At 41.1% G+C, this 26,311-nt stretch carries 16 protein-coding genes and 1 pseudogene; 1 reads left to right on the top strand and 16 read right to left on the bottom strand.

Annotated features, from left to right (window positions below; all coding sequences use genetic code 11):
• Positions 1 to 188: pseudogene (locus tag EZ444_RS25455) on the bottom strand (IS5/IS1182 family transposase); the annotation flags it as partial.
• A 602-nt stretch (positions 189 to 790) separates the two neighbouring features.
• Here EZ444_RS25455 and EZ444_RS25450 point away from each other — a divergent pair.
• Complete coding sequence (locus EZ444_RS25450) at positions 791 to 1,120, top strand: hypothetical protein (protein WP_225874850.1); 330 nt, start codon at positions 791 to 793, stop codon at positions 1,118 to 1,120.
• A 19-nt stretch (positions 1,121 to 1,139) separates the two neighbouring features.
• On the opposite strand, the gene EZ444_RS25445 is transcribed toward EZ444_RS25450, so the two are convergent.
• The 15 genes from EZ444_RS25445 to EZ444_RS25375 all read right to left on the bottom strand — a co-directional run bounded on the left by EZ444_RS25445 (position 1,140) and on the right by EZ444_RS25375 (position 26,046).
• On the bottom strand, positions 1,140 to 2,399 hold the full coding sequence (locus EZ444_RS25445; protein ID WP_131612688.1) for a DUF2264 domain-containing protein: 1,260 nt from the start codon (positions 2,397 to 2,399) through the stop codon (positions 1,140 to 1,142).
• 9 nt (positions 2,400 to 2,408) lie between these two features.
• The gene (locus EZ444_RS25440) at positions 2,409 to 3,605 is read right to left on the bottom strand and encodes a glycoside hydrolase family 88 protein (RefSeq protein ID WP_131612686.1); all 1,197 of its coding nucleotides are present in this window, start codon (positions 3,603 to 3,605) and stop codon (positions 2,409 to 2,411) included.
• 50 nt (positions 3,606 to 3,655) lie between these two features.
• Positions 3,656 to 5,098: an alpha-L-fucosidase gene (locus EZ444_RS25435; RefSeq protein WP_131612684.1), complete on the bottom strand. Its 1,443-nt coding sequence runs from the start codon at positions 5,096 to 5,098 to the stop codon at positions 3,656 to 3,658.
• 206 nt (positions 5,099 to 5,304) lie between these two features.
• Positions 5,305 to 7,569, bottom strand: a complete 2,265-nt coding sequence (locus EZ444_RS25430) for an NHL domain-containing protein (protein WP_131612682.1) — start codon at positions 7,567 to 7,569, stop codon at positions 5,305 to 5,307.
• A 70-nt stretch (positions 7,570 to 7,639) separates the two neighbouring features.
• The gene (locus tag EZ444_RS25425) at positions 7,640 to 9,379 is read right to left on the bottom strand and encodes a LamG-like jellyroll fold domain-containing protein (RefSeq protein ID WP_131612680.1); all 1,740 of its coding nucleotides are present in this window, start codon (positions 9,377 to 9,379) and stop codon (positions 7,640 to 7,642) included.
• A 22-nt stretch (positions 9,380 to 9,401) separates the two neighbouring features.
• Positions 9,402 to 10,868, bottom strand: coding sequence for a M60 family metallopeptidase (locus EZ444_RS25420; RefSeq protein WP_165503728.1), 1,467 nt, complete (start codon positions 10,866 to 10,868; stop codon positions 9,402 to 9,404).
• A gap of 10 nt (positions 10,869 to 10,878) precedes the next feature.
• Positions 10,879 to 12,618 (bottom strand): alkaline phosphatase family protein, encoded by a 1,740-nt coding sequence (locus tag EZ444_RS25415; RefSeq protein ID WP_131612675.1) that lies wholly within the window; start codon positions 12,616 to 12,618, stop codon positions 10,879 to 10,881.
• A gap of 18 nt (positions 12,619 to 12,636) precedes the next feature.
• Positions 12,637 to 14,232 (bottom strand): DUF5008 domain-containing protein, encoded by a 1,596-nt coding sequence (locus tag EZ444_RS25410; protein WP_165503727.1) that lies wholly within the window; start codon positions 14,230 to 14,232, stop codon positions 12,637 to 12,639.
• Between the two features lie 49 nt (positions 14,233 to 14,281).
• The gene (locus tag EZ444_RS25405) at positions 14,282 to 15,025 is read right to left on the bottom strand and encodes a fasciclin domain-containing protein (protein WP_225874849.1); all 744 of its coding nucleotides are present in this window, start codon (positions 15,023 to 15,025) and stop codon (positions 14,282 to 14,284) included.
• A gap of 24 nt (positions 15,026 to 15,049) precedes the next feature.
• On the bottom strand, positions 15,050 to 16,609 hold the full coding sequence (locus EZ444_RS25400; RefSeq protein ID WP_225874848.1) for a RagB/SusD family nutrient uptake outer membrane protein: 1,560 nt from the start codon (positions 16,607 to 16,609) through the stop codon (positions 15,050 to 15,052).
• A 10-nt stretch (positions 16,610 to 16,619) separates the two neighbouring features.
• The gene (locus EZ444_RS25395) at positions 16,620 to 19,766 is read right to left on the bottom strand and encodes a SusC/RagA family TonB-linked outer membrane protein (protein WP_225874847.1); all 3,147 of its coding nucleotides are present in this window, start codon (positions 19,764 to 19,766) and stop codon (positions 16,620 to 16,622) included.
• 53 nt (positions 19,767 to 19,819) lie between these two features.
• Positions 19,820 to 20,863 carry a DUF5007 domain-containing protein gene (locus EZ444_RS25390; RefSeq protein ID WP_131612669.1) on the bottom strand — a complete coding sequence of 348 codons (1,044 nt, stop codon included), beginning with the start codon at positions 20,861 to 20,863 and terminating at the stop codon, positions 19,820 to 19,822.
• A 5-nt stretch (positions 20,864 to 20,868) separates the two neighbouring features.
• Positions 20,869 to 21,540, bottom strand: coding sequence for a fasciclin domain-containing protein (locus EZ444_RS25385; protein ID WP_165503726.1), 672 nt, complete (start codon positions 21,538 to 21,540; stop codon positions 20,869 to 20,871).
• A 4-nt stretch (positions 21,541 to 21,544) separates the two neighbouring features.
• A complete protein-coding gene (locus EZ444_RS25380) occupies positions 21,545 to 23,074 on the bottom strand; it encodes a RagB/SusD family nutrient uptake outer membrane protein (protein ID WP_225874846.1) in 1,530 nt (509 codons plus the stop codon).
• Between the two features lie 11 nt (positions 23,075 to 23,085).
• Positions 23,086 to 26,046: a SusC/RagA family TonB-linked outer membrane protein gene (locus EZ444_RS25375; RefSeq protein WP_131612663.1), complete on the bottom strand. Its 2,961-nt coding sequence runs from the start codon at positions 26,044 to 26,046 to the stop codon at positions 23,086 to 23,088.
• Positions 26,047 to 26,311: the final 265 nt, after the last annotated feature.

Genomic DNA, 26,311 nt, shown 5'->3' with positions numbered 1-26,311 from the left:
TTAAACATACGGATCGGACTCTCCGCAGTACGTCCATTGGTGTGGCAGTACTTCTCGAGCAGTTCATCATAAATGAAACTGAAGTCTATTAGATCGTTGATCTTTCGAAGTAAATTGTCTTTGGGAATGATCAAATCATACAATCCTGAGTAGGCACTGAATTGAATCTTTTGTTGATGAGCTAACATTGGGCACCTTTTAAAACCTACTTTTAAGGTACAAAAAAAGAGCAGATAACCATAGTTCTTCTGCTCTTTTTGGACTCCAAATATTTAAAAGGACTTTTTCAGTGCCCTCAACGCTTGTTGCATCCCCTTTTTTTAAGCCCCCATCGTCTCCGACATCATTAGTTAGTTTTCCTTTTGGAAGGTCTCGAAATGAGAAGGGAATAAGTAGGGCTAAAGTTGGGAATGAATAGGGGGTTACTTTACCCTTGCCTTACCCTTGGTTTAGGGTTGCTTTACCCCTAGGGTAAGTCAAGGGTAAAGCAACCCTAAGGCAACCCTAAACCAAGGGTAAAGCAACCCCCTATTTTAGCACTACTTATTCCCAACTCATTAGCTACTCGTTCTTTTTGTCTTATACTGTCTCTTGTACTGATATTACTTGTTGATTTAGGCTAATTCCAACTAGCTTGAAGCTAGTTATTCCTGATTTTGTTTGTTTACCGAGGAAAACATTCCTGAAACCATTTGATTTTGAAAAATACTTTCCTGAAATCAGTTGTGACAAACCATTTGACGTAAGCGTTGTTCTTATATAAAAGAAACATAACATTATGGAGCATCCTATGGAAATGAATACCCTGAGTGAGATTTTAGAGAAATTGAGACTTAAAGGCCTTGACAAAGAAATAAAAATGACTGACCACGGCAAAATGCAAAGTGATCTGAAAATTTATAGTCCAGAAGATTTAACCATTATCAAAACATATCGTTTTGAAGGGGATTCCGATCCCGCAGACAATTCTGTTCTTTATTTGCTAGAAGATAAGGATGGACAAATCGGATATATCATGGACGCCTACGGAATGTATAGTTCACAGGAGAATACGGGGTTTGATGATTTCCTCAAAAAGATACCTACGGCCGATAGAGATTTACAAGAACTGTTTAGCTAAACAGTTCTTGTATTATATTTTAATAATCTACATGGTAATCCTTGGCAAAAGCCTCGCCAGCCCATGCCCGCTTACTTGTCCAGGCTACTGGTTTGGCAGTCCAGAAGTCATGACTAGCTGGCAATCCCAATGGTAAAAAAGACAATGTAGCCATGTATAAACTTCCAGTTGAAGTATAATAATCTGCTATTTCAGATTGGTGACCACAAAAACCTAGTTGCAACCAGTCATTTTTATCAAAAGTACCTGGTGTTCCGTACATGTTCTGCTTCACTTTAGTCAATGCACAACGTACCTGAGCGGGTTTAATGGATTCAGGTAGTTTTTCCATCAATGCAACCTGACTTAATGCCTGGAATGCACCAGTCCGGTAAGTAATAGATCGACCAATTGCAGGATAGGTTCCCTCCGGAGAAATCATTCGCTCCTGCCCTACGGCATAACGTTGCATACGTTTTAAAGCAAGATCATAGACTTTCTGTTCGACCAATTTTTTATCAGCCATCACCGCCAGGGTATCCACCATCATGGGGTGGATCACAAAAGAATTATAGTAATCGAAGGCAAGGTTCGGGCCATCGCCATACCAGCCGTCACCTTTATACCATTCATTCAATTTTTTAGGCCCTTCATTTAGGCGTTCGGCATCATAATCTTCTCCAACGGAAAGCAGGAAGGCTTCTGTAATCGAACCGAATAACAGCCAGTTGCTTTTAAATGGTTTTCTGTTTCTTAATGATTTAAAGGCGCTAATGATCCTTTGTTTAGTTTCTGCTTCAAGCGGTTCCCATAATGCTTTTGGCGCTCTTAAAAAAGATTGCGCCAGGTAAGCAGCATCAACAATTGGTTGATAGTCTTTGGCGAAGTTTAAGGCATCTGGGCTGCCAGGTGCAAAACATTTATTCAAGCCATTAACGGCGTCGGCTCTTAATTTTTTTCTTGCTATCCCTTCTGCACTCTCATCATCGGGCAAGGCCAACCATGGGGCAATGCCGGCATAAGTACGACCTACTGCTTCAAGGTAAGTCACTGATAGCGAACGGGAATCGAAAGTAGGTGATTTTTCAACCGGCATATTTTTGATCAATGTACCATTGGCCAGATTACTGACTACAGGACTAGCAATTTTATTCAATAATTTCCACCAATACTCACGGTCGTTTATGGCATACCCTATCGATGTTTTTGACTTGTCTGTAGCGGCTAAAATATTTTTCGGACTCATTGCGCCAATAATTCCAGCCAATGAAAAAGCACCTATAAATTTTCTTCTTTCCATATAATTATGCTATAAATACCAGTTTTTGTAACGCATTAAAGCCTCTAAATAATAATAATCGGCATAAGTTAGAGGCACATCTACTTCTGACCTAAGCGGCAATGCACCTGTACTGTGCATCAGTAGAAAGCCTCCATTTTGGCCAGCCTTAGCACGATAAGCATCAGAGGATAGTGAAGTAATCATTTCCTCCGCAGCATCAATATAAACTTGAGCGTCTTTCTTTTCTGTATATTGTCCAAGCTCTAACAATGCTGAAGCAATCACAGCCGCAGCAGATGCATCCCTATAAGTATTTGGAATACCAGGGGCATCAAAATCCCAATAGGGAACTTTATCGGCAGGCATATTAGGGTGGTTCAATATAAAAGAGGCAATGTTTTTCGCCAGGTTTAAATATCGCTTTTCTTTTGTAAACCTGTACATCATAGTATAGCCATATAAGGCCCAGCCTTGCCCACGACTCCATGCCGAAGCATCGAATGCACCCTGGGCTGTCCCCCTCTTAACCACAGCCCCAGTTTTCATGTCATAATCTACCACATGGTACGAGCTATAATCTGGTCTGAAATGATTTTTCATTGAAGTATTGGCATGGTTGATCGCAATCTTTTTATACTTAGCATCGCCACCATGATCAGTTACCCAAGCCAGCAATTCCAAATTCATCAGGTTGTCGATAATCACAGGCCCTTTCCATTTTTTACTGGAATTCCAGGATTGAATTACTTTTGCATTGGGGCGGTAACGTGTAATTAATGAAGCCGCAGCCGTATCAATTGTTGGTCTATATTTCGGGCTTTTAGTAATGCGGTAAGCATTGCCAAAACTGCAAAACATCATAAAGCCCAGGTCATGATTGCCGGTATAGTGTTTTTCCTTTTCCAGTGTGGCCAACCTCAATTCCGCTTCTTTTAAAGTAGTCGGATCTTTGGTATATTCATAAATATAAAGCAATGACCCCGGGTAAAAACCACTGGTCCACCATTTGGTATCACTGGTTTCGACCTTATTGGTTTTAAGATTATAAGTTTTTGGCATTACCTGCGCCGGGACATTTTTAGCGAGCACTTTATATTGCTGTTCGGCAAATCTAAATTGCTCATCAATGAGCTCTTTCATCTGCACCTTGTTCCCGTTTGCCTGCTGCGCACTGGCCAAACCTGCGGTAGCCAGTAAGCAGACAGTAAACAATAGTTTTCTCATAGTTTCCTTGTGTGTTCTTGTATTCCTTTGTGTGTATTTTGTTTTGGGGCTTATGTTTTCGCTTTGTCGTAAACATTACCGCTATTGTCCGAGCTGTTTTTTGTTTCTAAAACGATGACAAAAGGCTGGTCTCCGCCTTGTTTTTTAAGGTGAATAAAATACTCGTTGGTATGGATCTCCTCGGTTGATAAACTTTGTGTAGGCGTAGCCAATGCGTACGCCTTCGTAATGCCCATTTTTGCAGGTAGCTTTACACGGTAAGCGCCTGAAACTGGGGCATTGAATACAACCATGTACAGTTTATTGCCTCCTGTCTTTTTGGTGAAATAACCCCAATCTTGTTTTTCTAATCCGGCGTACTGGCAGTTGTAAATGGCTTCTTTGTTGATTTTCATCCAATTGCCGATTTGTGTTGCCAACTGTTTTTCTTCTTTTCTAATGGCCCCATCACCTTGTGGACCAAAATTGAGCACGAAATTTCCTCCCAGAGAAACAGACTTGGCAGTCATTTCGATCAGTTCATTGGCAGTTTTGATGTGTCCTTTCCAGGCCTTGTTATAACCCCATTGGTTTTCCGGCACAGTCATTACACAGTCCCAATCGTTGCCATGCACATCTTCTATTTTGTTCGGTAATTTACGTTCCCAACCTTGCTCGTAATCGCCCATTAACACGTTATTCGCATCGAAATGGCGCTTGCCTTTTTCATCTGCACGGAAACGACTTCCAATGATGAGTCCTGGTCTGAGTTTACGCATTTCCGTTTCCAGTTGATCTGCAAATTCAGCCTGTTTTACCCATGATTTATCCCAGGTTCCATCAAACCATAAGCCTTTAGCCGTTGGATACATGGTAAGCAGTTCTATCAGCTGATTGCGGGTAAATTGTTTAAAGCCCTCAAAGGCAACGCTATCTTCTTTTGTTTTGATGTCATAACGCCATCCCGGATGGTTCCAATCCATTACAGAGAAGTAAAGGATTACATCTATTCCTGCCTTATCATAGGCATCAACCAAAGGTTTCATAATGTCTTTTTTCCATGGAGAATTGGCAACCGTATATGAGGTATATTTACTTGGCCATAAGCAAAAACCATCATGGTGTTTGGTCGTGATGGTTACATATTTTGCGCCCATCTGTTTGGCTGTCGTCGCCCATTCGTCTGCATTAAAATTTACAGGGTTAAACTTGTAAATTAGCGAATCGTAAGTAGATTTCGGGATACCATTCCATGAACGGATCCATTCGGCAGCACCGTTATATTGTTTGCCATTCCATTCTCCGCCCGGGATTGCATATAAGCCCCAGTGAATGAACTGCCCTAAACCATAGCCACGCCATTTTTGCATTACCTCATCGGTACGTTTACCAATACGGTGACTACCGTGTTTTAATTCGATTTTAGCCGCAACAGGTGTTGCTTGCTGCGCTTTTATAGAAGCCGGACTAAACCATAGCCCTGTGCATATGCATGCGAGTAAGATCCTTTTCATTATTGATTTCCGATTTTATTTATAGCTTTCTTTTTACCCTCTGTAAATTATCCAACATACTTAAACTCAAGATCAACAGGGCATCTAAAACAGCCAACACAATGATATACCATTGATAAGATTCCATGTTTTAAGTTTTAAGCAGGCATGTATAGACATGCCTGCGGTTTGTAATTCAGATCAGTTTTTATGAATTGTGCTTTTAATTATTGAATGGTTGATGACTTCATAATTCTTATACTGTTGTTTCCCTGATCAGCGATGATGAAGGCCCCCGTATAAGTATTGTATTTGATACCCCAAGGACTCGTGAATCTGGCAGTTGTAGCTGGGCCATCAATCTTTCCCGGGTCGCCGGTCACCCCATTGGTTACTGCAGTGGTAAAGGTTGCCGATCCCGCTAAATAACTAAAGGTAGAGGCTCCGTTTCCTGCGCCACTTGCGCCGACTTCGGTTGCCAGTTGCGAAATCATGTGTGCCTGGTCATTGGCTATAAAAACTTTACCTGCCTGGCTAATAAATAGCCCTGATGGATTATTATAATTATTGTCAAGGATACCCTTTAAGCCTGTTCTAGCCCCTGCCGGTGTAAATTTTATCAGCTGGCTTCCCGTAGATCCAAAAGTATTCCCAAATGCACCAACATATAACTGGGTTTTTGCAGGGTTTAAAGCAAGCGCTACTGGTGCATAAACTACACTGGTCGAAACAGTAGTTACTTTATTGTTGCTATTTAGTTCAATTTTTCGGATCCGGTTTCCACCATAATCACCCACATATAATATCCCCGCAGCTTCATCAAGTGCAAGTCCACTCGGTCTGTTCAAGGTGGCAGCTGTTCCATCGGCATCCAATGTGCCCGAGGTACCCGATCCAGCAATAGTAGTGACTGTGGCAACCATTGTAGCAGGGGAAATACTAACTTTCCTTACTTTATGTCCGCTGTTATCAGAAACATACAGCGTTGTTCCTGCGTCATCTAACGCTAATCCCCAAGGTTTATTAAAGGTTGCGCTTGTGCCTGTTCCATTCGCAGTTCCGGCTGTACCACTTCCTACAAGGACTGTAGTATTTCCAGTCTTGCTTACTCGTACAATTCTATTATTATTCTGATCACAGATGTAAATATTACCTCGTTTATCCATTGCTACATCGGTTGGGCTAGCAAGTGTTATAGCATTATTAAGGTTAATTGTACCAACCTGTAAATCTGTAGTGATTGGCTCAGCGTATTTTACAGGATTTAAGACTAATGGGAGATCTACCGTCTTCGCAGCAATACCAATGTTTTGTGCGGTAATTGATTTATTAGCAAAGTATGGATCATTAATAACTTCAAACTTCATCTCTCCCGAAAAAGGAATGCCAACGCTCAATTTACCCTCCTCATCGGTTGGTGCGGTAGTCACTTCTGTAAATGTAGTTTGTCCAGTACGCTTGTAGCTCACCTTAACACTAATACCTGGTAAAATCTGTGAATTGGCCTGATCAAATACTTTGACTTCAACAGGAGCCATTGGTGTAAGTGCTTTTGAAAGCAAAGTAATAACTCTATTTTTTTCGTAGGCTAACCTTGTAATAAATTGGTCTGGTAAATTATAAACATCATCCGAGGTATATACCCTCACTTCTCCGGAATAAGGGGCATTAAGGACTAGTTTCCCATTGACATCTGTAACTCCAGCTAGCCCAATATCTCTAAATTCTGTCTCCCCGGTTAGTTTCAATTGTACTGCGATGCTTACATTGGCTAATGGCGCTTGATTGTCTTTATCCAATACGGTAACTTCTAATGGTACGGTTAAGGGCTTTAATTCCGTTTTTAAGGCTACCGCAGCTCCCCTTACATTTTTAAGATTGGTTACAACGGTATCAGGGAAATACTTAATGGTATCGGCTACTGCCACTCTAACCTCATTTGGATAAGGAAGAGAAACCATCAATTTACCCGCAGGATCGGCATTTTCCGGGCCGGAAGAGAGCCATTCGGTTGTCTCCGGCACACGGCTACTGATAGAAAGCGCTAAACCGGGAATTGGAACCGCGGTCGTGCTATTGGTTACTTCAATACTTAAAGGTGCCATTCCATATTTTGGCGTGGTATGTAATGCTACGCTTCCACCATTTTCAGTTACAAACTCAAGTATTTGTTCTGCTTTATGGTAATAAGTAGTATCCACTTCTATTTTCAAAAAGTTTGGATAAGGAAGGCTATAACTACTAATCTGACCCTTTTCATCGGTGCGAACAGTATCAACCCTTACGTAATCGTCCTTTGGCGAGGTCTTACGACTAATGATCACCTTTACACCAACCACTGGAAGTTGGTCATCATCGTTAACCACAGCAATGTTAAGTGGCGCGGTTAACACCGAATGTTCCTGAAAAGCATCAGTGGTTAACTTTTTGCAGGCCATAAATACGACCAACAAAATGACAACCTGAACAGCGTAATAAAAATATCTTTTCATACTGGTTTGTTTTTGGTTTTAATGGCTGCAAGCGCTTTGCATTTGCAGCCAATGGTTCTTGTTTTTAACGCTATTTTATAAATTCAGACTCGAAGCTCTCTAGGAATACCTTTCCATCAAGCCCCCATTTATCGTTGATACTAACGCCATACCAGTAATAGATCTGCGGGGCAATGTCTGTGTTCTGAACTACCAAACTTGTTCTATTCGCCGGAGGTGGTGTACAGCTCCAACGTCCCATAGTGCTCCAGGCTGTTGTATTTGTAATCGTCATATCTTTTCCTACCGCGAGGGGGCTTTTATTAACAAAGAATTTACCGCTTCCCTCAGAACATGGCCAGTATCCGATTAAATTATTGTAGTATGGATCAGCGTTGGTCAATTCACCCTGACAGGCAAAATCGGCTATTGCGGCATCAGAAAGAGCTGTATTATAGATGGCAACATTACTTACAATCTCAGAGCATACTCCTATTGAGCTTGCTATGGCACCTGCTGTAAGACCACCAGTTGCATTACCGAAGGTTCTTCCAGTTATATCTGTTGGAGCCGCAGTCGGAGCGCCATCTACAAAAAATTGACCATAACGTTTCCCATCCTTTGTAAATATTTTAAAGGCTAAGGTGTACCATATATTTAGCTGAGAAGCTGAGGGCGCATAAAAATAAGTTAGGGTTCCATCTCCTAGTATAACTCTAAACTTCTGACTAGGCGATTCAACCATGAATTCCCAGCCGTTACAACTGCTATAAGCATGATTTATCTTTGAAAATAATACAGAATGTGATCCATTAGCCGTAGGTTTAGATTTTAGATAAACTTTAAACTGCACCGTAAAGTCGGCCGTTTTTCCCGGATTATAAATAGACGCGTCCGCAGCCGGTAATGTGGCTACAGTTTGCTTATTGGCTAGTGTGATTGCATCCGTAACAGGTAGAGATAGAATCTCTTCACCCTTAAAACCTGCACAATAATAAAGCGTAAAGATATTTCGCTCTCTTTTACTACCTGATGTAAAGCCCTTATTTAGCCCTCCATGGGAGGAAGTAATCACCACTAACCACTCCTCACTTGCATAATTTTTTCGGGTTTTAATGGTCTCCAATAACTCGCCGATATAACCGTCTGTTGTTAAAACAGCTGCTTTATATTCGGGCACATCAGCAGAGAACCCATAACTAAGTCCTGCTTTGTTCACGTCGTTAAAGTTAACGATCACCAGATCATCGGTTATTGATTTCAACTTTACTACTGCTGTATCCTTAGCGGCAAGATCGCTTGCAACTTGTACTGGTTCATCAGCATAAATAAACAGTTTATTGTTTAATGCTGCCCATGAGGTGATACCTACGGATTTCCTTACTTTTCCTGAAGACTGAAGTCTTTCTATCAAAGTAGGGTAAGCTGTATTACTGCCATCATGTTCGTGACCATCATCAACAGGAGGCACATCAAATGACTCATCTATGATTTGGTGCTTGCTTGTACCCACACCAGTCATAATATTTTTCCAATTTCCGGCATCGGTTGGTACAATATCCGAAAGGCCATCCCAACTGTACTTACTATTGGTTAGCATAGCGGTTATTTTTGGCGGGGCAATTGCTTTTACGTCAACACCAGTTGCTCCATCTACTACCACCAACAATACTTTTCTTCTCTTCTTAGTTACGTCCTGCTGTTCTTCATTTACGAAAGGCGGATCGTAGTATTTCTTGCAGCCCGGCAAACTAAACAGTACCAGCACCATTGCAATGGTTAAGGCTGTTAAGGAGCCCAGGCTAAGAGGAGATTTTTTTATATTTTTCATGACTATGAATTTATGTCTGCTTTTATTTACTTGGATCGAACAACCATACCTGTTCGGTTAACAATGGAAACTGTGCTGCAATCTTATTTTTGGAGACAGAACTAGGATATAAACCCCATTGTGTCATGAAAGGCTTCATATCTTTTTTAGTCCATTCAGAAAGTCGCTCATAAAAGAAATCCTTTTTATCCTGGTCATTGTTAGCTCCAAACCGGGCCATACGAGCCTGGGTGCAGAGATAGGTCATAAAATCATAACCATATCTTTCAAAGATCTGAATGAACATCCCCATGCGGGCATCACCACTAGCACTAGTAAACAGCTTTTTATCATCTGTATTAGCAATCGAAGCAAAAGCTATCGTTTCCGGCATTGCACGATAGATATTACTATGTTTATAGCCGTTCCTATTGGTGATCTTTAAAGAGAAAAAGTTGCAAGATACTTCACCTAGGTCAGGCCAGCTCCATGTAGAGGTCATTTGCATGTTATGCCCTAATTCGTGATAAGTACCCCAGTTAGCGCCAATCACCTGACTTAAAGTAACGGCCTGTTTAAAGTAGTTGTCATTGGCCAATGCCATTACAGGGTATCCTGAATGCTGGGCCACACCTGGAGCAAGCTGAAGTTCATGTACAATACGCCATGGAAGTGTAGGGTTCCTATTTCTCAAGTCAGTTGTCGTTTCAGATAAACCATACCATTCCCAATAGCTTTTCAGGATCTCCTGATCCCAGGCAGTCATTAGTGCTGTTGGACTTTCAATTGGAAATTTCGCCAATTTATTTACCGGCAGGGTAAATATCATGCGCTTGCTACGCAGTTCGAACCAAGGCACCTGGGTTTTAGCAATCATGGCTTTCCATTCGGCATCAGTAGTCTCGCCCAATACAAAGTCCGGAGATTTTACTGATCCTGAAAAGAACAAATCGACCTTACGACCAAGTGATCTTTCCGGATTAATCCAAATGGTTCCGCCATATAGATTCCTCACATAGTTTACTCCTGGAAATAATTGTACTCTTGTATAAATAATAGGAGGTCGTAGCATAGGATCGAAGCCGCCTACATTTTCGGTATGTGCACCGACCTGTACAGCTAATCCATAAGTATTAGCCGGCACCTTGATCGTAATCAATTCTCCCGGAGGCGCATACATTCCTGTACTGATAAATCCACCCGGAGCTACATTGATTCTCAAGTCTGATGATATAACCTGTACATAATCCAAATCTAGCGTTACCTTATACTCCTTAAGTCTTGGTTCTTCAATACCTACCATGCCAGGAAATACCCTTGCGGCATTGAACTGAGACTTGTCTACTTTAAACATTGATGTGTCTAATACCAGGTCTACCGTATCTGCCGGATGATTATTGTCCGTTGTTCCTTCGGGATACTGAATACCATAGTTTTTGGTACAGCTCATCATCACCCCCAAAAGGAGTAACATCCCAATGCTTTTAAAAAGTGTTGTTTGTTTCATCATTTTTCGGGGATTAAGGTTTAACATCATTATAAATAGGTATCCAGGTTTTTCCATCCAGCCCCATGTTTAGGCTTTTAATATTCATCCAGCCATAGATTACACTCGGAATATCAATTCCATTGGGGATTCTGGTATAAATATCTTCAGGAAGATCCACACAGAATTTTGGTGAATAATCACTGAATGCCGCCCACTCATATTTGTTTTTCAGTATGAAATCATTTTTGAAAGGACTTTGATCTTTGAAAAACCCACTAGATCCATCCGTTGCAGGCCAATACCCTATTAGGTTATTGTAATAAGGATGCTTGGGGCTCATTGCTCCTTTACAAGCATAAGCAAGGATCACATTATCAGGTATGGCGACATTAAAGATTTTGATGTCGGTAATCAGTTGTTTTGTTGTATTTCCAAACCCGGATCTGTATCCAGCCACCAGTTCTTCATTGTTATTTTGACTCGCCCTGGTGGTAATATCCTGCGCGGTTGCATAAGCTTTTACCCCATCTTGATAGATCATCACCCATCTTTTGTTGTTTTCGGTATAAATTTTAAACCCAAGGGTATACCATTCACCAACTTCAAGCGCAGGTTGATTGGAAACCATATATGATGCCGGCATACCGCCGAATCGCCAACCGCCGTTGATACCTGAATGAATAACCCACCATCCTGTAGTGGAGTTTGCTGGGCTACTTGTTTTAAAAAGAATAGGGGCATTACTTGAACCCGTAGACCTTCTGAGTACTTTAATTTTAAATTCAACCGTAAAGTCGCCTGTTGTACCAAAATTATATTTAGCCGCTTTATCAGCAGGAATATTTGCGGTAGAATCATTTGCCAATGGCACCGCTTTTCCTTCATAAGGTAATTCTGTTGTATTTGGCTTTGCGTAGTATTGGTATGAAAAACGAGGATTGTAAAAAATGGCAAAGCTGTTTAACAAAGGATTGCTAAATAAGGTCCCGTCATTTTGCCCCGGTGGCACATTCAGGCTCCCTCCACGGTTTGAAGCCACAACAACCAACCAGTTTTCCTTCTCGTAATTCGGGCGTTGCCTTAAGGCATTCATAGCCTCACCGACGTAAGCATCAACGGTTAACACCGCAGTGCTGTACTGAGGAATGCTAGCTGCATATCCGTATTGCTGGCCCGCACGCTCAACCCCATTAAACTCGGCCAACACTACGCTAGCCTGTTCATTTTTTAATTCGGCAAGGAGCGCTGTTTTTACCGCAGCATCGTCATTATTAAAGTTTTGGTTTACATCAGCATTGCTAACCAGGTTTTGACTAAAGGCGAGTGTAGCCGAAAATGCAGCGGTACGCAAATTTGCGTTGTTCTGTTTGATCTGCTTAAAGAACATGGGATAATTTGTCAGATTATTCCCGCTAAAATCTGCCTGCGTTACTTTATGCTTTATTTTATTTACCCCGGTAAGCATGTCGGCCCAGCTTGTTGAAGCGAGTCCATTAACATCACTTATTCCACTAAAAGTTTGCATGGCGTTTTCGCTGAGCTCAGTTAGCGTAGGCGCTTGAATCGTATTGATTGCCGAACCACGTGCCCCATCAATGATAATGTATAATACTTTTGGCACCCTGTTCCCTTGCTGCTCTAGTCCTTTCTCAGAAAGGTCCAGTTTATTGTCAAAGGCTTTATTACAGGACACGATGGTAAAGAGAACCAAAGCAATTAGCGACAGGTTCAATCTCCGTGTATGTTTTTGATATAGTCGAGTTGTAGTCATTTCTTTAAGTATTAATGGTTATGGACGTAAAATGAACCTTACAATGTTGCCAGCAGCTTTATTGTCGAATTTGGAGATATATCCAACCACCACTACAGCTGGGAAGCCTAGTGGCGATGTGGTTTCATAGATATCATTCACTATTCCTTCGAACATCCCGGTATTGTTATAACCTTCAGCCAGGGTCCCATTAGCATTCAAAATCATAAAGCCTTGTCTAACGACATCATTATACTTATTGAAAGTTCCACTAACCAGAATCTTTCCATCTGATAGCTGTGCAGCGAAGCCGATGCTTCCACCTTCCAGTTTACCCAGGCTAAAGGATTCATCAATCGTACCATTACTATTCATCATCGCTACGCCATTGGCTGGTTTTCCGTTGAACGTTTTAAATGCACCGCAAATCAAATACTTGCCCGTAGTTGAATTGTAACGAATGGCAACTATTGCACCATCTGCAACTGCCTGGAAGCTTGGATCGACCATGCCATTGTTGTCAACACGTACAATATTATTTGCACCAATTCCCTGAAATTTTGTAAAGGCTCCAACTATAACGACCTTACCGTCGCTCTGCATGGCAGCATCATAGAAATATCCGTTAGGTCGTTCATAGCTGGTTTTGGTTGCTGGGTTATAGTTATAAGTTAAATCCAATGCCCCACTAGGTTCCATTCGCAATAAATTTCCCATTTCCGTAAAGCCTAACACTTTGGTATCCCGGGTTGAACGCTCATAAAAATGCTCGTAATAACTACCAAAACCACCTACAGCAATCACCTTATTGTTATAACTAAACACTCTACTAACCGGCCCCATTAATGCTCCATTAAATGCGGCAACAGTATCGAAGCTATTTTTAGGTTGCAATGGGGTTAAATTAACCACCTCTACAATCGTCGAATCCAGTGAACCATTGGCGTTTAACCTGGTAATGTTTCCAATACTTTTCCGGTTATTGAAAGTGCTAAATGCACCACCCACCATGTACTGTCCGTTAGCTAGCCTAACCATAGAAGTTAAACCACCCCCGGCACCTGTGCCAAAAGCTGCCGTAGGGATGTATTGTCCATCAGGAGAAGTAAGCACAATACCACTAATTGGAATCTTTTTAGAAGTACTTTTTTCGTAATCTGTAAAATAGCCCATCAGCATCATATTGCCATTGTTTAATGGCATAATTTGATTGATGACTCCGTTTGTCCCGATCAGCGTTTTGAAGGTCGGATCTATCCCGGTTTTACCGGAAACGGTAAATTCCGGACCAAAGAAAATTTGCCCATCAATAACAATGGTAAGTCCACCAGAGCTGGCCCCCACAGGAACTTTCAGCTTAATGGCTTTATCCGTAACCTCGGTAACCGTTGCTTCGGTTTCATTCAAATAGCACTTAATTTTATCTTTATATGGTACCAAACCTGTGATCTGGTAAACTACATCAATACCACTAGCCCCGGAAGCAGGCTTAGGCAGCGAATTAGAAAAACGAATGCCTAATGGTTCTTTTCCTCCTGCATACGGATCGATTTGTAGATCACCGCTTTTTTTGCATGACGAGAATCCAACAAGCAGCATGATGCACAGGAAACACCACTTTTTAGTACTCATCATTTGATTTTTATTATTGATTTTATACAACATATTTTTATCTCCTATACAGTTAATTTCCGATACCATTTTCAGTCGCCAACGATACAAACCTTCTCGCACTGAATCCGAAATAATGATTGGTAAATTTGAGTGCATGAACAATTCCATTTGTTGGGTTAATGTCTGAAGAAGACACCAGCGTATTTATCCAAAAGCTTTTAGGCTTGGAAAGATCGGGGATGTAGGAAATCATGAGCTGACGATAACCGGCATACTTAATGGTAACCTGGTCTTCTTTAGGGCCATTCACGGCGTCGTGATACACCACACCAATGTTCATCGGCATATTGTTAAGCGCCAGATAGCCCTGTCCAGAATAGGTGTCGAGTGCTGCAGTATCCACTTGTCTAAAATCCTTTAAGCGGCTGGTTCCTTTAAAGACATACATGGACAATACCTCTTTCCAGACTTTTGGTTTAATATCTGAAAGTGTTTTTACGGTATCCTTGCCGGTAAAATAGAGATAGAAATTAAGCTCCCTGATGCTTGCGCCAATACAAGGATCTGGTGGGGCAAAAAAAGTAATGTTTTCATTTTTGAATACATCTTCCATTCCAGCCAGTTTAATTACTTGAGCAAGGGTATCAAAGTGCAATGGCTTTGATTCGAGGTACTGCATAATGTTGCCATCAAACTTGGCATTGGTTATTCCCGTGTCTAAATAATGTGCGTTCTTTTTACAGCCCACAGCAATACATAGTACTGCTGTCATGAGTACAACAAGTCCGGTAATGCGATTTATATTTTTATACATATCTGTTTTGTTTAATGATTAAACCTATTGCCAATAGTTGTTAAGTACCATGTATGGATTATTGGTTAGTGCTTTACTGGCAATTGGCCAGGTCCAGGCACCTGCAATAAATGCTGAGTAAGCCATTGGACGATAGGAATACTTTGGATCCATGATTTTTTTAGTACGCACCAAGTCATAATAATAATGTCCCTCACCCATTAGTTCCTTACAACGTTCCCAATAGATAGCGTCTTTAAGTTTACCGTCTCCCGGATTTGCAGGGAATAAGTCGGCTCCAGCTCTTGAGCGGATTCGGTTTAACAGATCTTGCGCAGCAGCATCTTGTCCACCCAACTCTGCCAGTGCTTCTGCATGGAGCAGGATTACATCTGCCAAACGGAAGATAATTGGGTTATCATCATCACCTTGTGTAGGTGCAGCGCGGTTAAAGAATTTATAGATAATGGCTTTACCGCTTTCATCGTAGATGTCGGCTATATCAAACCAAATATTTTTACGCTTATCGGTTCCTCCCTCCGGATATAATGTTTTCATGTAACCAGTACGGTATGCTAACTCACTAACTGTTCTATCGGTAGAGGTTAAGAAAGGCAAATGCGCCACACTATTAGAAAACTTATGTCTACGATCTACACTTACCTCACCGTAGTTACTGCTCAATTGAATTTCGAATAAACCTTCTTGAGAACGACCAAACATCACCAGATAAGTTTGTTCAATTGGCAATAAAGCATAGGCACCTTGTTCTGCCATCCCTATGTTTTCAATATCAAGCCCTAGCACATCTACAGCTTTATAATAAGTTGTTGCATTGGTTGGATCAAAACCGGCACACCACATATTCATGTGCATCATCAAAGCATCGGCACTACCACGCATTGCTCTTACCGCACGGTTTGCAGGATCTTTATAAGTCCAGGGCAGGTCATCTTTTACCTTTTGTAAATCTTCTATGCAGCTTTTAAATACGGTTACTAGCGGAGTACGACCCAAGGGAACCTGGTTGTAGGCATTGGTGTAATAAGGTACATCACCATACAGCCTAACCAGGAAGAAATAAGCCATACAACGCATAAACACAGCTTCGGCACGGTACTGTTTTTTTATTTTGTCACTAAAAGCAGGATCATCAATACGATCTACCTCTTTGTACAAAATATTGGCCGACTGCACCACTTTATAAAATGGAGTCCAATCTGGGATCATATCGTAACGTGCACGAGCCTGATACCATTCCAATTCGGCATTATAACCTGGTCTGGTACGTGTTGCATCTGCTGCCAAAGTTCTCTTCAGGTCGTTACCCGACATATAATCGAAATCATATCGCTTGGGAAAGGTCCCGCCGGCCTTGGTTGGGGCATTGCGAAAATCGCCCGTAGCCAGCAGGATGTTAGACATGGTTGCTGTACGGAACAGTCTATACACATCTTTCGTAAAATCTTCTGCGTCTTTTGCTGTTTTCCAATAATTGTTGCCTGAAAGGCTGGTTACTGGTTCAACATTTAAAAACTTTTTACAGCCTGGATTTGCAATCAGCACCACCAGTAAGGGAATAATATATAAGATCCTTTTCATCATCAATTTCATTTTAGAACTGTACATTTAAACCAAGTGAGTAACTACGTCTACTTGGATAACCTTTAGAGTTATCGCGGCCCAGGTCCGTCACGTTTTCAGGATCAGGTCCGGAGTAATTTGTGAATGTATACAGGTTATTTCCTGTACAATAGATCCTCATAGAGGTAATACCTAAGCGTTCCGCGAACTTCCTATCAAAAGTATAAGCCAGTGTGAGCGTATTGATTTTCAGGTAAGATCCATCTTCCTGGAACAAGGTCTGATCAAAGCGGAATGGCCTGTAGATATCGTAACGCGGATAGTCATAAGGATTTGGATACATCGCATTGCTTGCTGCTGATCTCCAATAATCGTATCTATCTAAAGGCACTAAGTTGTTTTGTTTAACGGGATCAGCAAAATTCTGGAATCGCTCTGCTAATGCATTGTTTAAAATGTCTCTTTTTAAGGTATAAGACATGTTTAGGTTCATGGAATAGTTTTTATAAGAGAAAAAAGAGGATATCCCTCCGGTAACTTGTGGAAAGGAGTTACCAGCAATAACCAGATCTCGTTCGTCCAAAATATAATCGCCATTAATATCCGCCCAATGTGGATCACCTCCCTGGAAAAAAGTAGTATTTTTTCCGTCGCTAGTGCGATACCGCATCCCAGTAACCGGATCTACTGCCACATCATCCGTACTTGCATACACCCCTTTGGTGTTGTAAAGTACGTTCGACAAGCTGTTTCTACCCAAGCGGTAGAGGATATTTTGTTTGGTTGCCTCATCGGTAATAACGATAGACCGCACGCCATCCGGCAGCTTGGTTAATACATCTTTATTGATTGCTCCATTGAATGAAACCGTCCAGTTTACCTTACTTTCTTTAGCCAATGGGCGAACGGTCAATGACAGTTCATAACCATAGTTAACCAGACTAACTTCATTGGTTTTAATACTTTCGAAAGCATTGTGATCTGCCAGTTTTTTGTCTCTTAACTGGTTATCAACCATTTTATAATAAGTATCAAAAGTAATCTGGTATTTTCCATCCATCAAACCTAATTCAAGACCGGTATTGAACTGGGTGGTAACTGTTGGGGTTAACAGCGTATTGGGCAGTTGTTTGAAACCTAAACCAATGGCTTGAGATCCGTTATAGGATCCGCTATAGTTATAGGCACCAAAAGCATCAAATACGGTACCTGCCGGAACAATGTTTTTACCCCAGCTGGTACGTATTGAACCAAAATCTATCCATTTTATGTTTTTGAACCAGTTTTCTTTGTTAAAGTTCCACCTTACAGCTACCGCCGGATTTTTAGACCATGGCACATCCGGGCCACTACTCGATAAACCATCGAGGCGGAATGAAGCATCTATTACATATTTTTTATCGAAATTGTAAGAAAATGAACCAGCTATCGCTGCTGATCTTGAATCTGCATAACTATTTAAAATACCGCCCTTAGAGTCGGCAGCATTAAAACCTCCCGGTCCCTGATACTGATCACTTGGTGTACGTACCTGGTTAATTACCTGCGCCTGGTAGTTGCGAATGTACATCTCGCTGAAAACGAAGAAATTTACGTTATGGAAATTATTAAACGTTTCCGTATAGTTAACCATGTTACGATTGTACAGTGTGCTTTTGCGATCGCTATAGGTATAAAGACTTGATTTGTTATTATTTAAGATGGCCGGCTTAAAGGTATCTTCAGTACCAGTGTTGTAATCGTAGTTTACGGTACTCGTAACAGCTACTGTCTTAAGAAATTGGTACCTGGCCTCCAGATTGGTTTTTATGTTCCCGGATTTGTTGTTATTATCTACAATCATTACCCCGGTTGCATCTCCTGCCCCACTAAATAAAGAAGGTGGCGGTAAAAGTGATGACGCCGAACTTCCGCTGGCCACACCTCCTTGCTGTACGCCATTTCCACTTCCCTTTTTACTGATACCCAGTGCCGTAGACACGTTGGTAAATAATCGAAATTTCTCGTTAGGCTGATACAATACGTTCATCCCCAATGAGTATCTGGTTAAGCCTGTATTTTCGACAATGCCATTTTCATTGTAATAACCGACGTTTACTTTGTAATTGAATTTCTGATCACCACCGGATGCATTGATATTGTGTGTTTGGTTAAGGGTGGTTCTGTAAAAAACGCTTTGCCAATCGGTTGAGTTGTTGTAAAATGCATTTAAACTATCGGCCAAAAAAGGTGTATTGTCAATTAACTGTCTCGCATCATATAGACCTTTTGCATAATTATAGATCTGCCATAAGCGCATATCACGTTCTGTTTTTCCACCAATTACTTCTTTCAATTTCGGTGGGGTGTTGACAAAGAAGTTAGTGGTGTATTGGATGATCGGGGTTTTAGATTTCCCTCTTTTGGTCGTAATTAAGATTACTCCATAGGCACCCTGAGATCCATATAATGAAGTTGCCTGTGCATCTTTTAACACAGAAACCTCTTCAATATCCTCTGGTGGGATCAATGAAAGTGGGCTGATGCCCGGACCACCTTGAGAAAAACCATATTCGTAATTTGAGTTGGCATCTAAAGGCACCCCATCAATTACAAACAATGGAGAAGTTGGTGTTAGGAAGGCATCACTACCTGAACCCTGGATATCTATACTGGATAAACCACGGACGAAGATTGATCCGCGTGCGCCGGGACTACCAGTATTATTCTGAATATTTAAACCAGCCACTTTACCCTGCAGTAATTCCATTACGTTGGCTACGGGCACATCCTGAAGCGCCTTGCCACTAATGGTGGTGATTGCTCCGGTAGAGACTTCTTTGGTTTTTGCAGAATATCCTACAATTACAACCTTATCTTCGAGGGTATTTGTAGATTCCTGGAGCACAATACGCATACTTTGCTTATCGTTGGCTTTTAGTTTTTGTACCTTAAAACCGATATAGGTAAAGGTAAGCTCCGTGTTTTCGGGTACGGTAACTGTAAATGAACCATTACCTGCGGTAGAACCTACCGATTTAAGGGGATTACCCGTAGCAATATTTACACCGGGTAATCCAAGGTTAGTTGATTTTTCAAATACAATACCTTTTACGGTTACCATCTTTTGTGCATACGCCATTGTTCTGGAAGTAGAGACCAGGATAAGGAGCAGTAAAAATTTAGAAAGGTACTTCATAGTCCTATTTTGTTTTAGCGTGTTCAGCTTAAATCTATTTTGATCTGTGTACATCATTCATTTTCGAATCTTGGGTTATCCCGGTTAAACCAAAAAATGATTTCCCAATCTCCCTGCTGGTAGATGTTGAAGTTGAAAAGAAATCCAGCGATCTGCTTTATACCCCCAAAACCCAGGCGCTCATAAGCAAAAGAGAGAGAAGCCTGCTTACCATCAAGGGTAGTATATGGTGTTGGAATAGATACCAATGGGATTGGATAAGCCACCTTATATCTTACATAGGTGTCTGTTTTCTCCATATCGAAACCATGTACCAATGTATTCCAATTGGTTAGGTTAAATTTGTTTGGATTAATTGCATTGAATACTGTATCCTGAAAACGAAAGGTTAATGAGTTTCCTTCTCCTACCTTTTTCATATAGACGTTCATATCCATTGGCATTAAAACAGTATTTGTACGCTCTCCAATCATATTGAATATTCCCGTTGGCGTAATCTGTCTATTTAAATCTCCACCCGTGATTGGGTCTTTAGAGTTTGGCTCACTAGCCCTTTCTTTATAGGGTTGCAGCTTCATATTGTTAAAATACCTGCGACCGCCATTATTGGTCACTTCTACATCGAAAGTATATCCAGAATCTGGAAGGGATGTTAAAATCCGGTCATTTGCCGCCGCCCACATAATAAACTCTCCTGAGTGCTCTCTGATCTCAAACAGTGGATGTTTTTCAACAACTCTCTTCCCTTCAATTTCGGCCAAAGTTTTCTCCGTTCCGGTATAAGCCTTTTTCCAAACCAATACATCGAAAGGCTTGATCAGCTCGGGAGCAATTAGTCCATCGCTATTTCTTGGGTTAACAATTTTGAAGGTTAGTGGTAAGGTAGAGCTTTGCGCATCAAAATTATTGGACATTAAGGTTGTACGTCCTAACACGGGCATGTACACCGTTTGAGTAAATCGTGCCTCCGTATTAAATGTATCGCGATCTGTAGGAAGGAATTTTTTACAGGCGCCCAGCAATCCGATCAGCAGAATTACAGGGGCTATGGCCAGTGTATATTTTTTATTTATCATGATCTTGGTAACTGAATTCATAATTATTATTTATTGAGCCTAAGGGTAAATTCACTAAACCCAAATTCATGTGAGGGCGTGAGCACATGGATCACCGCATTATGCGTAAAAATGTTTACCGCCTGCGTGGTTGTTCTTTGCCATTCTACGATATACTGAGAACCTTTAACATCGCTGTATTTGATGGTTTTTGGGCCACCATGTACAAAGCCATAAGCATTTGAATTGACCTCCATGGCATGCATTCCATAATCGTATTTAATGGTTTGCATAGATGCACCATCAGTAAGTAGTAAACTATCAGTAGAGAACCTGCCACTGATAAAATACCTATTCAATAGTGTATCGAGCTGATCCAAATTGGCATTACCTAAATTTATATTGGACTTTTTCTGTGTAGTACGCAGGTTATTGAGGTTTAACAACGCCAATGTAAAACTGCGGTTGGTTGGAGCAAAAATGGTAAAGTCGGACGGCGTAATTAGCGTATCCTTTAGCCAGGTAATGCGATCTGCTACTTTTAGCAGTGAATCGTATACTCCTGGCTGCGCCTTTAAGTACTCGTATGCATTGCCATCAAATTCGTTAACCTGATTATCGAAATCATAAGCTCCTTTGTCCTTTTTACAGGCTAAAACAAATAGCATTGCTGTAAACAGGATCAACAAACCTTTTATTAAGTGTATATTCTTTTTCATATGATTACCTCCAATATTCGTTTTGAACCAGTAAAGAATTGCGGCTAAGGACATCCTGACTGATTGGCCAGAAAATCCCGTTGGTACTGATTAATTTATTGAATTGCGTATCGCTCTTTTTAATTCGGTTATAACGTACCTGGTCGTACCATCTCCAGCCTTCGCCCATGAGCTCTCTTCTGCGTTCCTTAAATATGGCATCAAGGACTCCCGAATTAGGACCTGTATATCTAGGTAACCCCCTTGAAAGACGTACATTATCTAACGCATCTATTGCCGGATCCATATTGTCTAAAACAGCCATGGACTCCGCATATAGCAACGCAATCTCTTCCAAACGGGTAAAAACGATGGCAGAGCTGAACAGCCCGAGCGAGCCATCTGTTGAAGCATTACGGATACATTTAACTTTACTAAAGATGGTATTGGAGCTGCCAAACCCGGTAAAATAATCGGTTACGGCTCTACCATTAGCAGCGTTTATGGAGAAACGTTCATCTTTATCTTCATCAAAAATCGATAGGATTGTTTGATCAGGCATAAACATTTGGGGTACTGGTCGTACCACAAGCGGTGCAGCAAGGGTAAGGTCTTCTATGTGTCCATCAAGACTAGCCTCCCTATCGCTCCAGGCAAAGGGCAATCCAAAAATCTGATTGGTGTTTTTATCGTAAAAAAAGCCATCTACCCTAGTTAGCAATGCCGTGGTCATATAACTTGAACCAGCTTTGCTTGCATTGTCAAGTACAAAACGCGCATATCCCGATGCATCTATATAACGTTCGTTCCAAACTGCAACATGTGCCAGAATAGCATAAGCGGAGACTTTAGTTAGCAATACACCATTCCAGGCTGCAATTCCTTGTCCGTAATACAACCCCGGAAAAACGGGATCAAATATATCCCCGTATTTGTAAGGCAAATCTTGTACTGCTTTTAACAGTTCACTTTCGGCATAGCCCAATACGTCTTCTTTTGGCGTGCGTTTGGCTTGTTCAAAAGAACCATCGTTAACAGATTTAATTAAGGGCACATCACCCCAAATACGGGTCATGTAGAAATAGGCGAAAGCGCGTAATGCATGCATCTGGGCGATATCAACCTGGTAATTTTTTTCGGTATACTGCTTATCCAAAGCCATCACTTCGTGTGCACGATCGATAAAGAGATTGGCACTGTTGATTACGGCATAAAACCTTCGCCAGCTGCTTAATGACTGTACAACTGGATACGGTGCATTTAGATTGCTGCCTATAATTGCTTTCAAATCTAGTCTGGAAGTGGCCTGAAAATCGCCATTACGCAATTCGCCGTAAAGCCAGTGTGCGTTTTTATCAGCCATTGCTGCTCTTAGTAAACCATAGGTTCCCAGCAGTGCCGAACGGGTATCGGTAATTGATTTCCAGTTGTTTTTTTCGTTTACCAGGTGTGTTGAATCTATATCCAACTTTTTATTGCAGCCCGACATCAGCACCGTCAGGATTAATGCTCCTGAAAAAATGCGGAAGAAACTTATTTTTGTATTAAACCTCATATTTTTCATATCTATAAATCAACCTTAATACCTAATATGTATGTTTTTGGCATGGATAATCCGTAGCCTGTATCAATGCCTGTATAGCCAACAACTTCAGGATCACCACCTGTATATGGGGTAATGGTAAATAAATTGGTCGCGGTCATGTAAACCAGGAATTTACTTTGCGCTCTTTTTCTTGGATTTAAGAAACTGAGTCGAGCCAGATCGTAGCTTAAGGATACGGAGCGTAATTTTAGGTATGATCCGTTTTCAATAAAGATATCCTGATCCGAACGATACGACTGTACGGCACTCCATGGATTGTATACCGGATATTTTGAGGCATCAAAATTAGTTTGCCAAAAAGTAATCTCATCTACAGCGGCAATGTCGTTCGTTCCTTTTCTGTTGATGAAGTCGAAGCGACCGGCAACGGCCTGATTGAGGATATTACGACCAAGGGCAAAGTAAAAATTGAAGTTCAATCCAAAATCGCCATAAGTAAACTGGTTGGAGAAATTACCCGTAAACTTAGGGATGTAATTACCTAGTGGTACTTTATCAGATTCGTTAATGGTATAATCGCCATTCAGGTCTTTCCATCTTGGATCTCCACCATGGAAAGGCAATCCTTTATAGTTAAAAATCTGAAACGTTTTAGGATCTACAGGTACTTCTACATCCGAATTAAATACGCCATGGGTTTGCAATACCCAGAATTTGTCTATAGCCTGACCTACTACCAATTTCTGCGTTCCAATAAGGATTTCAGACATTCCGCCAGGCAAGGCTTTCAGTTTATTTTGGTTATAGGCAGCATTGAAACTACTGGTCCAACTCAATTGACCTTTTGTTCCTTTCAATACCTCGGCTTGCAGGATCAGTTCAGCTCCGCTGTTGTTTACATCCATCCCACTTTGGTAAGCGGCTGTGTAACCCGACTCGGCATTTACCGGCATAGGCAACAGCATACGGTTGTTATTTTTTGAATATAGCTCGAAACGCGTTTGCAAGCGGTTGTTAAAGAAGCCTGCATCTATACCCACATTTGTTTCTTGCACGTAAGACCATGGGATATCATAACCAATCCATCCTGTAGTATATGGCCTGGACAACGTCCCGAACCCTCCGTAAGAATAGAATGCAGGATTTCCAGACCAGCCTAGGTCTACATTATATTGAGGACCCGCGGCAAAATGATCATCTGAAATTAGCTTCCCTATACGGCTCCATGATGCAGATAGCAATAGTTTAGAAAAAGTTGAATTGTCTTTTAATAAAGTATTTTTCAGGTTATAATCTGCACTGATTGCCGGCGAAAAGAACCAGCGTGCGCTCGGCTGCATATTAGAAGAACCGTCGGTACGGGCTACAGCCGTAAGGCTTAAATCTTCCTTAAAATTATATGTGGCCTTGGCATACAACGAGCTCAGGTTAGATTTCTGACGATCGGTAAAGCGCGAAACAATAAAATCTTTAGGAAGCAGGTATTGATCGCTTTTAGGATCTCCGTTTACCACATTGATCTTGATGTAATCACTTGATCCTTTGTAGCCAAATGCGTAGTTGTATTTGTTTACATCAGCCTGGAAGGAATGGCCTGCTTCGAGGTTTAAACTTTGTTGCTCGTTGAGGTGATATTTATATCTCAATATATTATCAATCACTACACGTTGGTTGTAACCAAAATAATTAGAGACAAAATTGTTCCCATCAAACATGGTTGAAGGGTAAAACACATCGCGTAAACCTTCGTTATAGTCGAAGCCGATACGGGAAATAAAATCAATATCTTTTATTTTGGCATTTAGCGAGAAATAACCTTGAACAGCGTTGTTTTTATTCTTATCTATTGCTCTGTTTTTGTATTCATCTAATAAACTACCGTAAATGAGTTTATTGGGCGATATGGGGCTTGAAAGATCAGGAACGTATTGCATTTCGGCAAAACGATCTCTGAATGACTTGTTTCTATCTCGATCGAGCCTTGTGGCATTGATCATGCTGGAAACTGTAAGCCATTTTAATGGCAACATATTGATAAAGAATGATGCTACGTATTTATCTAGCTTGGTATCATCTGCATTTCCGGCACTTTTGGTGTTTCCTGCGAAAAAACGGAAGTTTGAACGGCTTGTCCCCCCTGTTATGCTTCCGTTAATGTTGTGTACCGGGCTATTTTTATAGTAAAGATCTGTCCAGTTGGAGGGGCCGTAATAATTTTCATTGGTCGCATCTCTAAGGTATGCCGGATAATTATCCATGTCCGCTGGGCTGGCGAATTTATTATAAAATGGCATCCTAAAATCATTTTCGTTTTTAGCATTGGCAGGTGTTACCTGATCTTTCTGCACCATTCCATAATAACTATTGAAGCTGATTTGGTTCAATCCTTCCTGCGCATTTTTGGTGGTGATAAAGATGGCTCCATTAGCTGCTCTAGGCCCATAAACTGCTGCCGCAGCGCCCCCTTTAATTACATTGATGGATTCTATATTATCTAAATCAATGGTAGAAAGTAGATTGGTTGCCGGTCCAATGGGCAGGTAGCTGAACCGTTGCACATCGAACATAAAGGGATTATCCTGAATCAGCGGAATACCATTGAGGTATACTGTAGGCTGAACCTGATAAATGTCTTTTCTGGATAAGAGCGGCATTGGCAATCCTCTAATCATCATGCTCTGTTCTGTTGTACCAGGTTCGCCGCTGGTTTCTTGTACGTATACTCCGGCTACACTGCCTTTAATCACTTGCTGAAGAGAACTAAAGGGAATCAGGCCTAATTGTTTTAAAGGCAATGAATCGACATTCTTTACTGATACAAAGCGTCTCAATTTTACGCTTCCGGAATCCGCTGCCACCGTATCCTTTTTGGAACGACTTGTAGTATCCTGAAAGCCGAATCCACTTAGCGGAAAACCAAGACCAACAAGAAAAAAAGACACAAGGAGACATTGACAGGGGATTAGTCGATGTTTATTCATACATGTTTGGTTTAGGTATTACTTAGTTTGTTTTGTCGGAACAGTTATAAACTTATTATTAGCTGGTTAGGGCGTTATGGTCTAGTATGGGTTAAATATGATTTAGCATACCGCCTTCAGAATATTACATTGTTCAGACACTCAAAACTGTGATATTATTCCTTTAAAAAAGATGAAAATTCTAAATAAAAAGGTAGAAAAATCATTAACAAAGGCAGATATTTCTATCTTTAGCGCAATAAACATCTAATTATTAGGGATTAAT

The sequence above is a fragment of the Pedobacter hiemivivus genome (assembly GCF_004331685.1).
In the GTDB taxonomy this organism is placed as follows: Bacteria; Bacteroidota; Bacteroidia; order Sphingobacteriales; family Sphingobacteriaceae; genus Pedobacter; species Pedobacter hiemivivus.
Note: the sequence above shows the minus strand (reverse complement) of the source record. Positions and strands in the feature narration are given on the sequence as shown.

Excerpts from the sequence above, each read along its gene's own strand:
- EZ444_RS25375 (WP_131612663.1), bottom strand. The coding sequence starts at position 26,046 with ATGAATAAACATCGACTAATCCCCTGTCAATGTCTCCTTGTGTCTTTT.
- EZ444_RS25410 (WP_165503727.1), bottom strand. The coding sequence starts at position 14,232 with ATGATGAGTACTAAAAAGTGGTGTTTCCTGTGCATCATGCTGCTTGTT.
- EZ444_RS25445 (WP_131612688.1), bottom strand. The coding sequence starts at position 2,399 with ATGGAAAGAAGAAAATTTATAGGTGCTTTTTCATTGGCTGGAATTATT.
- EZ444_RS25380 (WP_225874846.1), bottom strand. The coding sequence starts at position 23,074 with ATGAGGTTTAATACAAAAATAAGTTTCTTCCGCATTTTTTCAGGAGCA.
- EZ444_RS25390 (WP_131612669.1), bottom strand. The coding sequence starts at position 20,863 with ATGAATTCAGTTACCAAGATCATGATAAATAAAAAATATACACTGGCC.
- EZ444_RS25440 (WP_131612686.1), bottom strand. The coding sequence starts at position 3,605 with ATGAGAAAACTATTGTTTACTGTCTGCTTACTGGCTACCGCAGGTTTG.
- EZ444_RS25435 (WP_131612684.1), bottom strand. The coding sequence starts at position 5,098 with ATGAAAAGGATCTTACTCGCATGCATATGCACAGGGCTATGGTTTAGT.
- EZ444_RS25430 (WP_131612682.1), bottom strand. The coding sequence starts at position 7,569 with ATGAAAAGATATTTTTATTACGCTGTTCAGGTTGTCATTTTGTTGGTC.
- EZ444_RS25415 (WP_131612675.1), bottom strand. The coding sequence starts at position 12,618 with ATGACTACAACTCGACTATATCAAAAACATACACGGAGATTGAACCTG.
- EZ444_RS25425 (WP_131612680.1), bottom strand. The coding sequence starts at position 9,379 with ATGAAAAATATAAAAAAATCTCCTCTTAGCCTGGGCTCCTTAACAGCC.
- EZ444_RS25385 (WP_165503726.1), bottom strand. The coding sequence starts at position 21,540 with ATGAAAAAGAATATACACTTAATAAAAGGTTTGTTGATCCTGTTTACA.
- EZ444_RS25395 (WP_225874847.1), bottom strand. The coding sequence starts at position 19,766 with ATGAAGTACCTTTCTAAATTTTTACTGCTCCTTATCCTGGTCTCTACT.
- EZ444_RS25400 (WP_225874848.1), bottom strand. The coding sequence starts at position 16,609 with ATGATGAAAAGGATCTTATATATTATTCCCTTACTGGTGGTGCTGATT.
- EZ444_RS25450 (WP_225874850.1), top strand. The coding sequence starts at position 791 with ATGGAAATGAATACCCTGAGTGAGATTTTAGAGAAATTGAGACTTAAA.
- EZ444_RS25405 (WP_225874849.1), bottom strand. The coding sequence starts at position 15,025 with ATGTATAAAAATATAAATCGCATTACCGGACTTGTTGTACTCATGACA.
- EZ444_RS25420 (WP_165503728.1), bottom strand. The coding sequence starts at position 10,868 with ATGATGAAACAAACAACACTTTTTAAAAGCATTGGGATGTTACTCCTT.